9 protein-coding genes are annotated in these 13,938 nt (G+C 59.6%); 6 read left to right on the top strand and 3 right to left on the bottom strand.

The features are described from left to right. Positions 1-99 precede the first annotated feature (99 nt). Both ACNHGR_RS02960 and ACNHGR_RS02955 read right to left on the bottom strand, forming a co-directional pair. On the bottom strand, positions 100-1,740 hold the full coding sequence (locus ACNHGR_RS02960; RefSeq protein ID WP_475284051.1) for an FMN-binding glutamate synthase family protein: 1,641 nt from the start codon (positions 1,738-1,740) through the stop codon (positions 100-102). Beyond that, complete coding sequence (locus ACNHGR_RS02955; protein WP_475284050.1) at positions 1,737-3,446, bottom strand: thiamine pyrophosphate-dependent enzyme; 1,710 nt, start codon at positions 3,444-3,446, stop codon at positions 1,737-1,739. Before ACNHGR_RS02955 ends, ACNHGR_RS02960 begins: the two co-directional genes overlap by 4 nt. Positions 3,447-3,689: 243 nt before the next feature. Between ACNHGR_RS02955 and ACNHGR_RS02950 the strand changes: the two genes are divergently transcribed. The 3 genes from ACNHGR_RS02950 (at position 3,690) to ACNHGR_RS02940 (ending at position 7,218) form a co-directional block, all read left to right on the top strand. Next, on the top strand, positions 3,690-5,360 hold the full coding sequence (locus ACNHGR_RS02950; protein ID WP_475284049.1) for an FAD/NAD(P)-binding protein: 1,671 nt from the start codon (positions 3,690-3,692) through the stop codon (positions 5,358-5,360). Beyond that, complete coding sequence (locus tag ACNHGR_RS02945) at positions 5,357-5,869, top strand: DUF1543 domain-containing protein (protein WP_475284048.1); 513 nt, start codon at positions 5,357-5,359, stop codon at positions 5,867-5,869. Before ACNHGR_RS02950 ends, ACNHGR_RS02945 begins: the two co-directional genes overlap by 4 nt. Before the next feature lie 152 nt (positions 5,870-6,021). Further along, positions 6,022-7,218 (top strand): DUF2252 family protein, encoded by a 1,197-nt coding sequence (locus tag ACNHGR_RS02940; RefSeq protein ID WP_475288307.1) that lies wholly within the window; start codon positions 6,022-6,024, stop codon positions 7,216-7,218. Between the two features lie 69 nt (positions 7,219-7,287). On the opposite strand, the gene ACNHGR_RS02935 is transcribed toward ACNHGR_RS02940, so the two are convergent. Next, on the bottom strand, positions 7,288-8,838 hold the full coding sequence (locus tag ACNHGR_RS02935; RefSeq protein WP_475284047.1) for a cryptochrome/photolyase family protein: 1,551 nt from the start codon (positions 8,836-8,838) through the stop codon (positions 7,288-7,290). Positions 8,839-9,360: 522 nt separating this feature from the next. Here ACNHGR_RS02935 and ACNHGR_RS02930 point away from each other — a divergent pair. The 3 genes from ACNHGR_RS02930 (at position 9,361) to ACNHGR_RS02920 (ending at position 13,666) form a co-directional block, all read left to right on the top strand. Continuing rightward, complete coding sequence (locus tag ACNHGR_RS02930; RefSeq protein WP_475284046.1) at positions 9,361-9,816, top strand: hypothetical protein; 456 nt, start codon at positions 9,361-9,363, stop codon at positions 9,814-9,816. A gap of 261 nt (positions 9,817-10,077) precedes the next feature. Continuing rightward, positions 10,078-11,580 carry an ATPase domain-containing protein gene (locus ACNHGR_RS02925; protein WP_475284045.1) on the top strand — a complete coding sequence of 501 codons (1,503 nt, stop codon included), beginning with the start codon at positions 10,078-10,080 and terminating at the stop codon, positions 11,578-11,580. Positions 11,581-11,641: 61 nt separating this feature from the next. Next, complete coding sequence (locus ACNHGR_RS02920) at positions 11,642-13,666, top strand: hybrid sensor histidine kinase/response regulator (RefSeq protein WP_475284044.1); 2,025 nt, start codon at positions 11,642-11,644, stop codon at positions 13,664-13,666. Positions 13,667-13,938 lie beyond the last annotated feature (272 nt).

Below are 13,938 nucleotides of genomic sequence, written 5' to 3'. Positions count from 1 at the left end.
TGTTGCGGGCAGCCTCCGAGGCGCGGAACCAGCTGTCATCGCATAGCTGATCGGTAGATCTGAAAGCTGGACGAATGCGAAACACAGTTCCGCGGTCTTTCAGGCGACATGCCTTTTAAATGAGCCCGCGTCGGCCTGCGCCCACCAACGAGCAAGACGTGCATCTCGAGCGCCATCGAGCAATTCGCCGGGCTCGACGAACGGGTAAAGTTCGTCCATCGATCGCATTTCCACCGCACTGATCCTCTGGCGTAATCCGTCCGGCGTGAATTCGTCGGGAGAATTTAGGCCACAGGCAACCACAATGTCGTGCAATGCTGACAGTGTGGATTGCTGAAAACCAGCTACGCGCTCCGCTTTCTCGGGGATGACCAAGGCCCGCTGGCGCGCTGCCGACTGGGTCGCTACTCCAGTAGGGCAGGTGTCAGTATGGCAGCGCATGGACTGGACGCAGCCAAGCGAGAACATGAAGGCCCGTGCCGCATTGCACCAGTCCGCGCCAAGGGCAGCATTCATCGCGATCCCGGCACCGGAGGTCACTTTGCCCGACGCCGCCAGCTTGATCTTGCCCTTCAAATTGGTTCCCACCAACGCATTACGTGCGAGCATCAATCCCTCGCGCAATGGCATGCCGACACGATCCGACAATTCCGTGGGCGCAGCGCCCGTCCCACCTTCCGCACCATCTATGACAATGAAATCGATCAGAATGCCGGTTTCCATCATCGCTTTGACGACAGCGAAAAGTTCATGAGGATAGCCGACACACAGCTTGATCCCGACCGGCTTGCCGCCAGACAGTTGGCGCATACGGCCTGCAAATTCGACCAATTGGATCGGCGTCGAAAAAGCGCTGTGTCCAGGTGGCGACAGGCAATCCTCGCCCATGGGCACGTCACGGGTGGCGGCAATTTCCGGCGTCACCTTTGCCCCAGGCAGAAGTCCGCCATGGCCAGGCTTGGCCCCTTGGCTCAGCTTGATTTCCGTCATCTTCACCGCGTCTTGAGCGGCACGATCAGCGAAATGGCCGGGGTCAAAATGGCCCTGTTTGTCGCGACAGCCAAAATAGCCCGACCCTATTTCCCAGACGATGTCGCCGCCATGTTTGAGATGGTAGGGAGACAGGCCTCCTTCGCCGGTGTCATGATAGAAATTGCCGATCTTTGCCCCCAGATTAAGCGCCTCGATCGCATTGGCCCCGAGCGCCCCAAAGCTCATCGCCGAGATGTTGAGGCGTGCGGCCTGATAGGGGCGGCTGCATTGATCCGTCCCGACATGGACGCGTGTCTCTTTAGGAGCATCGCGGGATGGCGCGATCGAATGGGCGAGCCATTCATATTCGTCGGAATAGACGTCGAGTTCGGTTCCGAACGGATGGGCGTCCACCTCCCCTTTGGCCCTCGCATAGACCAGCGCCCGTTCATCATGGCTGTAGGGTCGCCCATCCAGATCGCTCTCGACGAAATAGGCGCGCGCAAAGGGGCGCAGCCATTCGAAGAACCAGCGAAACCGTGCGGACGCAGGATAGTTGCGGCGCAGGCTATGATGTGGCTGGACCAAATCGATCAACGACATAACCAATATCGGCACGAATAGGATCAGCAGCCATAATGCACGAGGCTGCCGCCAGCCTATAGCCAGCGCACCCAGCGTACCCAACAGCCCGATCAGCAACAGCAGGTTGCGGGAGACGGCATTGTCGCGGGTCAGCGCCGCGACCAGGCTTGCCCTTCCCTTCATGACAGAAGATTCCGGATCAGCCCGACCACATCACGTCCGCGCCCGTTCAGCACGGCCTTCGCCGAGTAGAGCGCCATGCCCGCGACCTGACCTGCCTCGACCTTTGGCGGCATGACCAGTTCAAAGCGATCCGTAACCACATCGAGCAGCGCTGGTCCCGGCGCGGCGAGCCAGTCCCGCACGGCGTCCTCCAATTGATCGGCTTGTTCGACGCGGCGTCCCCACAGACCCATCGCTTCGGCCACCCGCGCAAAGTCCGGGTTGATGAGTTCGGTGTAGGCTTCCAGCAACCCTTCGACCTTCTGCTCGATTTCAACAAAATCGAGCGCGCCATTATTGAATACGGCCACCTTGATCGGTAGCTGCTCCTGCACTGCGGTCAGCAGATCGCCCAGCAGCATGGCGATGCCCCCATCGCCAGAGAGGGATATCACCGTCCGGCTGGGGAAGGCAGCCTTGGCGCCCAGCGCCTGCGGCATGGCATTGGCCATGGTCCCGTGGCTGAGACTGATAACCGTGCGGTTCTGTCCGGTAGCAGCGACATGACGCAGGCACCACACCATCGGTGATCCACCGTCTGCTGTATAGATGCTGTCGACCGGGGCGTTCTTCGATATCACTTCAGTCAGATATTGGGGATGGATTGCGCCGCCTTTGCCGATCGTCGCATGCTTGGCTTGATCCTCTATCGTTCGGGCGCGATGTGCCAGGCATTCGTCGAGGAAGGCGCGATCACTACGAGGCGGGATACGTGGCATAAGCGCTTCGATTGTTGCCGCAACATCGCCCACGACGCCAATATCGACAGGATGACGGCGTCCCAAATGGGTACCGTCTATGTCAACCTGAATGATGGTCGCCTTTTCCGGATAATATTGTCGCCAGGCAAAATCGCAGCCCAGCAGCAGCAGCGTGTCACAGGCCATCAGCGCATGATAGCCCGCTTCGCCGCCGAATATGCCGGTCATCCCGACATTGAAGCCATTGTCATGCTCCAGAAAATCCTTCGCACGTGAGGTATGGGCGACCGGGGCCTGTAACGCATCCGCAAGGGCAATGATCTGATCATGAGCGCCTTCGCAACCCGATCCGCCATAGATAGCGATCTTCTTTCCCTTGGCGAGTTCGGCAGCGATGCGATCAATATCTGCGTCGTTCGGCCGTATGATAGGACGGGCCGAATGAACCGCAAAGGGCGGTTCGTCAGGGGCCTTGGCGCTCGAAACATCCGCTGGCACGATCAGGACTGCCACACCCTTTTTGGCCAGCGCCGCCTGGGCGGCCATGGCCGTCTTGCGCCGGGCCTGTGCCGGAGTTCTGATTTCCTCGCAGAACACGCTGCATGTCTGGTAGATCGGCCGGAAATCGACCTCCTGAGGAAAATCGAAGCCCAGTTCATCGCGCACGATCTGACTGGCGATGAGGACGACCGGCGCACGGTTGCGGTGGGATTCAAAGAGGCCATTGATGAAGTGAAGGCTGCCCGGCCCACAAGACCCTGCGCACAGGGCCAATTCGCCGGTCAGCAGTGCATCGGCTCCTGCCGCGAAACCGCCCGCTTCTTCGTGACGCACATGGACCCAGCGAATGTCGCTCTCACGGATCGCATCCGTGATATGATTGAGGGTATCGCCCGGGACGCCATAGCAGCGCTGGGCCCCTGCCAAGGCCAATGTCTCGACGATTACCTGCGCTACCGTGCTCATCTGATCCCCAATCGCATCTCAAGATGCTGGGGTAAGCGGCGAGCAACCTGCATGTTCCGTTACAATTAGGTCATGTTCGAGCCGTCCTGAACTTGAAGCCCTTGATTTTCGATCTCCATGGACAAACTATCCATTTTACGACGGGATCAGAACAGTCGCATCGACATAGCGACATTGACCTCGATCAGGATGATTTACTGCGAGAGGCCGGGACCGATCTGCGACCCGAAACATTATGGCGGGATGAAACCGACTGTCGCCTTTGTCGGAGCAGGCCCGACGACCATATACACCCTGTCCGCCCTGATCGACGCTGCTAAAAGGCCGTTCAGTCTTACCATATTCGAACAACAGTCCAGCGCCGGTCGCGGCACGCCCTATCGCCCCGGCTGGAACGATCCGGCCATGCTGTCGAATATCGCCAGCGCGGAAATACCGCCGCTTGCGGAAAGTCTTGTCGAATGGTTGCAACGCCAGCCGCCTGAGCGGCTCGCGAAATTTGGAATAGAATGTAGCGAGATCGACGATCGGACCTTCTACCCCCGGCTTGCCTTGGGGGAGTTCTTTTTCGATCAGCTCCATATCCTGATTTGCAAAGCAGAAGCCAAAGGCATCGACGTAAAGATACGAAACAACTGCCGGGTGATCGACGCGATCAGCAGCCCCGACAAGATGACGCTGTCCGTCCAACCAAAGAAAGGCGATACATTCGGGCAGAGCTTCGACCATGTTGTCCTTGCCACCGGCCATCAGTGGCCCACAGAGCCAGAGGTGCGGCCGGGATATTTCCTCTGCCCCTGGCCGGCCTCCGCGCTCGCCGAAATACCGCCTGTTCCGGTCTGCATCCGAGGATCGTCGCTCAGCGCCATTGATGCAGCCGTGGCGTTGGCAGTGACCCATGGCGCATTCGTCGAATGTCCCGACGGTGAACTGGCATATGAGCCATCTCCGGGGACGGACGATTTCCGTATCTCCATGATATCTCGAAAGGGGCTGCTGCCAGAGGCCGACTTCTACTTCCCCATACCCTATGAGCCGCTCGCCATCTGTACGAAAGACGCGATGAAGCAGTTGGTGGCGGAAGGCAGCGACGATCTCCTCGACCAAGCCTATACCTTGTTCAAGGAAGAACTGGCTGCTGTCGACCCCGACTATGCGCGCAAGATCGGGCTGGAGCAGTTGGGCCTTGAGGGCTTCGCCGAGCAATATTTCGCCGAGCGCATTGCAGCCGGGACGTTCGAATGGGCAAAAGCCAACCTGCAGGAAGCTCGGGCCAATTATGATAGTCGCTTCACTGTCCCCTGGCGCTATGCGATCCTGCGCATGCACGAGGTTCTGGAGACGCTCATACCCGATCTGGAAGACGAAGAGTTTGAACGCTTCTCGCACTTCTTCAGTCCGGTGTTCGTGGACGATTATGCAACCGTCCCTCACGAATCCATCCAGCGAATGCTGGCGCTGCATCATGCGGGCAAGCTGGATGTAATCGCGGTAGGCAAGAATTACTGCGTCGACAGCCATGGCGAGAAAGCGGGCGCGACGCTGATCCGGGATCGAACCCGCACACATTTTCCTGTCTTCATCGAAGCCATGGGCCAGCGCGCGCTTTCAGCCAAGGACTTCCCGTTCCCGTCCTTGCGGAGCCAGGGTGTGATCCGCGACGTCAATCCGGCAGGTGGCGATGGTCCGTCACGCGGTATCGTCATCGATGACGAGTTCCATCCGTGCTCCGACGACATTCCGGAAGATCAGTTGTTTTGCCTCAGCCTGCCTTTCCTCATGGGCCGCCATCCCTTTATCCAGGGCATCACCAGCGCTCACGAGATGGGCCGCGTGGTCGGGGCAAGGCTGGCGGCCACGATTGGCCAGTGCGATGACAAGGAACCATCCACTAATCGGAGGACCGCTGCATGAAATTATTTGCCATCTATATCGGCGGCGAGTTCCCAGGCGCCAATATCGAGGTCCATGACATTCGGTTTGTCGTGGCTACCGCCATTGAAAACACCCATGGGGCGTTGCGGCAGCAATGGTGGGGCATCCCGCGTAGCCTTCATATCGACTGCTGGGCGGAGATCGTTCACGCCGATGGCTATGACATTTCCCTTCGACCCGAACCATTCGAGGGCACGGAAAAGCTGTTCTTCGTCAATCTCGGCGGTTACGAACCCGGCGAGTTCGCCGAGCGCCATCGCAACATGTTTGTAGTGGCACAGACCGAAGTCGCAGCCAAGTCACGCGCGCTCAAGAGCGTCCGGCACTGGATCGAACCCCATCGCGACGACCTGTATGAGGCCGAGAACGCGTTCTGTCTAAGTGAACCTGTTGGCGAACAGCGTCTTCACGTCCATCTGACACCTGCCGCCACAACTTCAGAACCTGTCTTCACCTGCCAATATATCCCGATTAGAAAAGCCCGCTGAGCGGCCACAGCCAAGCTGTCAGGGAAACAAGAAGGGCCGGTATTGATAAAGGGCAGGAACTGGCCTGCAATTCGTTGTCACGCCATCAGCAACTTTCCTTCAAACACGTCACGGGAACGGAACGAGGGAAAACATTGCTCGTTTGTGTCCAGATGAAGCCCTTTGCGTCCGCAAATCGTATTCCCTTTCTACACGCCCGCCGCGACCTGAAAATGGCACGCTCGGCGCACGCCTATGTACGCGGCAACACCGCCCTCTTCTATGAATGGCTTATAAATTCGCCAATCGCGCAGATCATACCCAAGGGGCCGGCTGTGTGGATTTGCGGGGACTGTCATCTCGGCAATCTTGGTCCGCTCGCAGACAGCGATGGCAAAGTTGCGATCCAAATTCGCGATCTTGATCAGGCCGTCATTGGCAACCCGGCACATGACCTCATCCGCCTTGGTCTTTCGCTTGCCACTGCAGCACGTGGCTCCGATTTGCCGGGAGTCATCACTGCCAGGATGATGGAGGAGATGATCGCCGGATACATTAGCGCCTTCATCGATCCACAAGAGGATGAAGATAAAGGTCAAAAGGAGCCTGACGCCGTTCGGACCGTGCGTCGACGCGCGCTTGGTCGAAAATGGCGACATCTGGCGCGGGAGCGACTGGAGGATGTCGAACCCGTAATCCCGCTGGGCAAACGGTTCTGGCCGTTGGATGAGACAGAATATGGAGCGTTGCGCGACGCCATAACGCATCCACCCGTCAGCAGGATGATCCTGTCTCTCGACCATCGCGGGACCGAACGGACCCCCGTCATGTTGGATGCCGCTTATTGGATGAAGGGTTGCAGTTCGCTGGGTTTGCTGCGCTTTGCTGCCCTCGTAGCGCTGAAAGGGAAAAAGCGTACTGACTATGCCCTCATTGATTTGAAGGAAGCGGTAGCCCCTGTGGCCCCCGCTGCCCCCGGAGCGAGCATGCCTGCCGATCCGGCCGAGCGGGTAATGACTGCAGCGCGTGCCCTGTCTCCACATCTGGGCGAGCGGATGGCCACGACGAATATCCTTGGCCGCTCCCTGTTCGCGCGAGAACTCATGCCCCAGGATCTGAAAATCGAAGTTGAGCAATTCTCTCAAGCCGAAGCATTAAAGGCTGCACGCTATCTCGCCCGGGTCGTTGGGAAAGCGCATGGGCGGCAAATGGACAGCGCGACGAAACGCGACTGGATAGCAACCCTGCAAGCTGGCCGTTCAAAGGTGATGGATGCACGGTCCTGGCTTTGGCAGGCGATCGTAGAGCTCGCAGCCCGACATGAGGCAGGATATCTTGATCATTGCCGCATCTACGCATTGTCGCACTGACAAGCCAAAACGGACACTTGGCCCCAGTTTCTAAATCACCGCACGCGGACGGCAGTTCATCGGATGTCCCTATCGCGCCCAGCCTTCCGCGGCAGGCTCAAGCGTGTCCAGAAAGATTGCCGCGCTGGCGCGATAGGCATCTCTCATCTCCGGCCTCATGCGATCCCAATTTGCATACATCTGCACCATTCTGCGGTTCCGGCGGAAGCGACGCTCGTGCCGTGCAAGGAAATCCCAATATAGTGCGTTGAAGGGACAGGCATCCGGCCCGGTCTTCTTTTTCACGTCATAATGACATTTGCCGCAGTAATCGGACATCCGGTTGATATAGGCGCCGCCACCCGCATAGGGCTTGGTCGCCAGACGGCCACCGTCGGCATGTTGGCTCATGCCGATGACATTCGGCAGTTCGACCCACTCATAGGCGTCGGCATAGACAACCAGAAACCAGTCTGCGACGTCCTGGGGACGAACACCTGCCAGCATGGCGAAGTTGCCCAGCACCATCAGCCTCTGGATATGATGGGCATAGCTATTGTCCCGCGTGTTGCGGACAGCCTCGGATAGGCAGAGCATGTCGGTTTCACCCGTCCAATAGAATTCCGGCAGCGGGCGCGCTGCTTCAAGAGCGTTGGCATAGCCAGCCTCCGGCATTTCCAGCCAATAATATCCACGTACATATTCACGCCAGCCTATGATCTGACGAATGAAGCCCTCGGCGGCATTCAGGGGAACATTGCCTGTGGCATATGCGTCGGTGGCAGCCTGAGCCACCTCGATCGGCGTCAGGAGACCGAGATTCAGCGCAGGACTGAGCCAACTATGGTAGAGCCAGTCCTGGCCCGTCACCATTGCGTCCTGATATGTGCCGAAATCCGGCAGCGCGGTTCGGACAAAATGTGCGAGCGCCCGTCGTGCCTGCCCAGCAGTCACCGGCAGGCTGAATTTGTCCAGACTTCCGAAATGTCCGGAGAAACGGTCTTCGACCAGCGCCAGCACCTGCTGTGTCGTTGCATCGGGCTGGAAGTGCATGGGTTCAGGATAATTCAGGCCGCGCTTGGGCGGCGCGCGATTATCCTTGTCGAAATTCCATTCTCCCCCTTCCGGCTTACCATCTGCGTCCATGAGCAGACCCGTCTTGCGCCGCATGTCCCGGTAGAAAAACTCCATCACTAGGTCGCTTCGCGCCTGAGCCCATGTCTGGAATTCGAGAATGCCGCAGATGAAGCGATCATCGTCCAGGACATCTACCGGCAATTTGAATCGCTTCGCCCAACTATCGATCATCAGCTTCACCCGCCACTCACCGGGTTCGACGATGCGGATGGATGTCGGACGATGACGGTCGACTGCGCGCTGTACCTCTCCTGTAAAACTCCCACTGCTGTTGGCATCATCAATGCTGATATAATCGACGTGCCAGCCTTTAGCGCGAAGCTCCTCGGCAAAATGGCGCATCGCCGAGAAAATCAGGGCAATCTTGCTTTTATGATGGCGCACATATGTGGCCTCATCCCTCACCTCCATGAGGAGAACGATCGCATCTGACGAAGGGCCCCCGCGGAGGGATGCAAGTTCATGGCTAAGCTGGTCGCCAAGGACAGGAATGAGAATGGTCATGCGGTTTTTCGGCTTCCAAATGGGTTCGAATCCTATCGGATGCCTCAACGCGTGAAACAGGTGAAGTTTGCGCACGCTGGCGCCATCGGCAGCCTATTCTGGGGGGCGCAGTTGGGGCGCCTGAAGTTCAGGGGCAACCACGCCCTTTCAGAGGTAATATAACGGGCGGCTTGCCGAATGGCCGGGCCCTTGGTGCGATGCTGCGATCGCCAATTACGGGTATGAAGCGCGCATCCATGAATTCCACCTGCGCCTCGCACCGCCCCCTGCGCACGAAAGCCATCGGCATGGTTGACCAGTTGAGGAACGGCTTGAGGCCGGGGGTTACCGCGATGGCCCTGCCCACCAGCGGATCGCGCATTTCGTCAGGGATCATGGGCTGGACATTGGCGAAAGGCTGTGGGTGAAATTATCCATGGGAAGTCCATGACCTGCGTTGCAGACAATCGTCAACTTCGCGGTTCAGCCCGGCCCCATCCATGTGTAGAAGCCATGTCTCAAATTTTTCAGGATAAACCGCCCATGCTGAGCCGGGCTGATCAGGCCCATCTGAACATGCAGCAGGCCCGCGAATTGCGCGTCGCCGGCGTCGCCTATCGCGAGATAGCGCAACGTCTGGCGCTGACGTCGAACCAGCTTCGCCTCATCCGCAAGGCATTAAGCCGGTCGAAGGCAGGCCAGAGCCGCTTACAAGCCACCAATCCTCATGCCACCAGTCACGATCTCCCCATCAGCCGCTCCACTCTGCCCGCTGGCTTGAGGGAACGGCTCAAGGCGGCTGGTTACCGGACACTTGGCGACATCGCACAAAGCCTCAACAACCCCGGATTCCCTGGGCTGGAGACCCTGCCCGGTATCGGGCCCCACCGGGCGCACATAGTGCGGGACCTGATGGCGCATTTCGACCTTTTGGCTGGCCCCGACAATCTGCGCGCGCAGGTAGAAGCCATCTTCCCGGATCTCGAGGACCATCGGTAACGGTCGCTTTCCACCTTATAGTGCCAACGCGACTCCGTACGACTCCGTTTATTACGCGCTGCCTGACACCCGCAAACGACCCATTATTGCCGTCCACGCGCCAATTTCTTATCCCAAGGAACGGACAGTCAGCTAATCTCGAGGCGCTCCACTAAATAGGGCGCCAGGCGTTCGCCGGGCAATGCAACCTGACATTTCACCAGCAAACGGAGCAAATCTGCCGTTACCGCGTTCATTCCCGAAACGGAACGAAGGTGAAGCATGGAAACACCTGAAGAGCGCATCTCGACAGGCAACCAGGGGCTCGATGAGATACTGAAGGGCGGTCTGCCCGCCAACCGGCTCTATCTCGTCGAGGGTATGCCTGGTTCCGGCAAGACCACATTAGCGCTGCAGTTCCTTCTGGATGGTGCGCGCGCCGACGAGCCGGTGCTTTACATCACTCTCTCGGAAACTAGCGAGGAACTCGAGGTCGTCGCGCGTTCGCACGGCTGGAGCCTGGACGGCGTCGCCCTGTTCGAATTGGCCTCTGCCGAGGAAGTGCTCGGCGCCAGCCGCGACCAGTCGATCCTGCACAGCTGGGAGATGGAACTTGGCGGCACGATCGATTTGATAAGGAAGGAGGTCGAGCGGATCAAGCCGAGGCGGGTCGTCTTCGACAGCCTGTCCGAGATGCGGCTGCTCGCGCAGGATCCTCTCCGCTACCGGCGGCACCTGCTGCAACTGAAGCAATTCTTTGCGGGCCTCTACACTACCGTCATCCTGATTGATGACCTCACAGGGACGCGTGCCGAGCGGGACAGCCATCTCCACAGCCTGTGCCACGGCGTCGTCACGCTCGAGCGCCTCACACTAGACTTCGGCGCGGCCCGGCGCCGTCTCCAGGTGCAAAAACTTAGGGGCGTCGATTTCGTGGCGGGTTACCATGACTTCGTCATCCAGAGCGGCGGTCTCGGCATCTTCCCGCGCCTGATCGCGGCGGACCACCACACCCCTTTTGTCGGTGAGGCCATTGCGAGCGGGGTTCCCGAGTTGGACGCACTGCTGGGCGGCGGTCCGGCCCGTGGTACCAGCACGTTGATTACCGGGCCGGCAGGTGCCGGAAAGACGTCGCTCGCGCTGCAATATATCGCCGCCTCTTGCAGAAGGGGCGAGCACTGCGCCATCTATCAATTCGATGAACGGATCGGCACGCTGCTCGCCCGCGCAAAGGCGTTCGGGATCGACCTGCAGAAATTCATCGACGATGGGTGCCTCGTGCTCCGACAGCTCGATGCCGCCGAGGTCGCCCCCGGTCAGTTTGCCGCCATGGTACGCGAACAAGTTGAGGAGAACGCCGCCAAGGTAGTCCTGATCGACAGCCTCAACGGCTATCTAGCGGCGATGCCGCAGGAGCAGCAGCTGATCCTCCAGCTGCACGAGCTTCTGTCATTCCTGAATCAGGCCGGCGTGGTGACTCTGTTGGTCAACCCCCAGCAAGGGTTCTTTGGAAATATGCACGCCCACGGACTCGACGTCTCCTACGTCGCGGATGTCGTCATCCTTCTCCGCTATTTCGAAGCAGAAGGACGGATTCGAAAGGCGATATCGATCGTCAAGAACCGTAGCGGAGCGCATGAGGACACCATAAGGGAGTACCGCATCGACAAAGAGGGCGTGCGTGTTGGAGAACCCCTCTCAGCCTTCAAGGGTATCCTGACCGGCACGCCGGAATATGTCGGCTCCAAGGCTCCGTTAATGGAAGATCGCGGGTCCGGTGCATAGAATCGCGTCAGAAGGCCATCGTGTCCTCATCACCGCACCCTATGGACGAGACGCAGAGAGCGTGGCGTCGCTCCTGCGCGACAATGGATATGACGCGCTCATCTGCCCGAGCCTCGATGATCTCGCTGAGAGTTTCGACGACCATGCCGGCGCGATCCTCATTACGGAGGAGGCTCTCTCCGGTCAGGTAGGCGCGCTCCGCCCTGCGCTGGAGCAGCAGCAGACTTGGTCGGACATTCCCTTCATCCTGCTCGCGGGTCGACAGGCCGGCCGCCCCATTGCGGCCGAGGCGATCAAGCGGCGTCTTCCCGACGGCGCCACCAACGTAGTCCTTCTCGAACGCCCCCTGAGCACGGAATCGCTGCTCAGCGCCATCGCCTCGGCTATGAAGGCGCGCCAGAAACAGTTCCTACTGCGGGACCAGGTGGCACAGCTCGATACCGAGCGTCGGCGGCTCTCAACTCTTCTCGACAATCTGCCGATCGGCGTCACCTTCATCGGCCCTGATGGCGATACGCAGCTGGCTAACCCCGCGTTCGGACGCTTCGGGATCGAGCGCCTCATACCGTCGCTTGATCCCATCATCCGGCAGCGTTGGGAGGCCCATGATCAGGACGGGAGGCCGCTGGCGCCCGACGAGTTTCCCGGCGCGCGGGCTCTTCGCGGTGAGAGCGTGGATGGGGTCGAATTCTTGTTTCATCCGCAAGACGAACCCGATCTCTGGACGAGGGTCAGCAGCGTACCTCTGAAAGACGAAAATGAAACGGTCGTCGGGGCAATCTCCGTCATAATCGACATCGACGAGCAAAAGCGCGCCCAAGAGGCCCTGAGAGATGCGGCGAGGACCCTCGAAGCGCAGGTCGCGGAGCGGACCGCCGATCTCGAGGCTGCGCTTACTCGCTTAAAAGCAGAGGCGGCCGAACGGGAACGCGCCGAGGCCGCTCTCCGCCAGTCGCAGAAGATGGAGGCAGTCGGCCAGCTGACCGGCGGCATCGCGCACGATTTTAACAACATGCTTACCGGCGTCATCGGCGCGCTCGACATCATGAAGCGCCGGATCGCGTCCAATCGCTACGAAGATCTCGACCGCTTCATGGACGCGGCGGCCGTTTCCGCCCAGCGCGCCGCGGGACTGACGGCCCGGCTGCTCGCCTTCTCCCGTCGGCAGTCGCTCGACAATCGGGCGACCGACATCAACGAGCTGGTGTCCTCGCTCGACGACCTGCTGCGCCGGACGATGTCCGAGAAGGTCGAGGTCTCGATCGTCCCCGCCGCCGACCTGCCGGCGGGCATGGCCGACGCCAATCAGCTTGAGAGCGCAGTCATCAACCTCGCGATCAACGCGCGCGATGCGATGCCCGATGGCGGCAAGCTCACCATCGAGACGCGCGTCGCCAATCTCGACGAGACCTATTGCGCGACACGCCCGGGCGTGAAGCCGGGGCGATACGTCGTTATTTCGGTTTCCGATACGGGGGTGGGCATGGACGAGGAGACTTTGGAGAAGGTCTTCGACCCCTTCTTCACGACGAAACCGATCGGTCAGGGTACCGGGCTCGGTCTCTCGATGGTTTACGGATTCGCGAAGCAGTCGAATGGGCAGGTCCGCATCCACTCCATAGTCGGGACGGGTACTACGGTGAGCATCTTCCTGCCCGCGGCGGACGGTCCCATCGATGGCGCCGCCGCTGCCTCGTCGGGCATTGTCGAGGAGGGCGAAGGCCAGAACGTGCTCCTGGTTGAGGACGATGATTCCGTCCGGCTCCTGGTACGCGACGTTCTCGAGGAACTCGGCTATCGGACGTTCGAAGCGGCGGAGCCCAATGCGGCAAGCGAGATGCTCAGATCAGGTCAGCACTTCGACCTCCTGGTCTCCGACGTTGGGCTACCTGGCATGAATGGAAGGCAGTTGGCTGAGATCGCTCGTGAACATCATCCGGATCTGCCGATCTTGTTCATCACCGGCTACGCGGAGAATGCAGCCATCCGGGCTGGCTTCCTCGGCACGAACATGGCGATGATCACCAAACCGTTTCAGATCGAACTGCTATCCGCGAAAATAAGCGAGATGCTCAATGCAGGCTGACCTCCCCGCTGGATAAGGGGCGGGAATCCAATGCTCAGATCTGAAGATTTGCACTGGCAAAACGTCCTGTAACCCGCAGCGGCTCTCGACCCTTGTGAGACACTCAGCGGTCAGATTTTGCTCTCCAGGATCGGACCGTCGCCTAACCTAACTGCAACCGTCGCGGCCTTGATTGGCAAGCACCTGCAACGCCTTGGAGGCCATCCCCTTCAGTTCGCGATCCGCCAGAAGCTGTAGGAGCCCAGAGACGCCAAATGGCAAGGCTTCTCCAA

The sequence above is a fragment of the Sphingobium sp. RS1 genome, assembly GCF_056156825.1.
The sequence above is the reverse complement of the archived record's forward strand: the minus strand, read 5'-3'. Positions and strand labels throughout refer to the sequence as shown.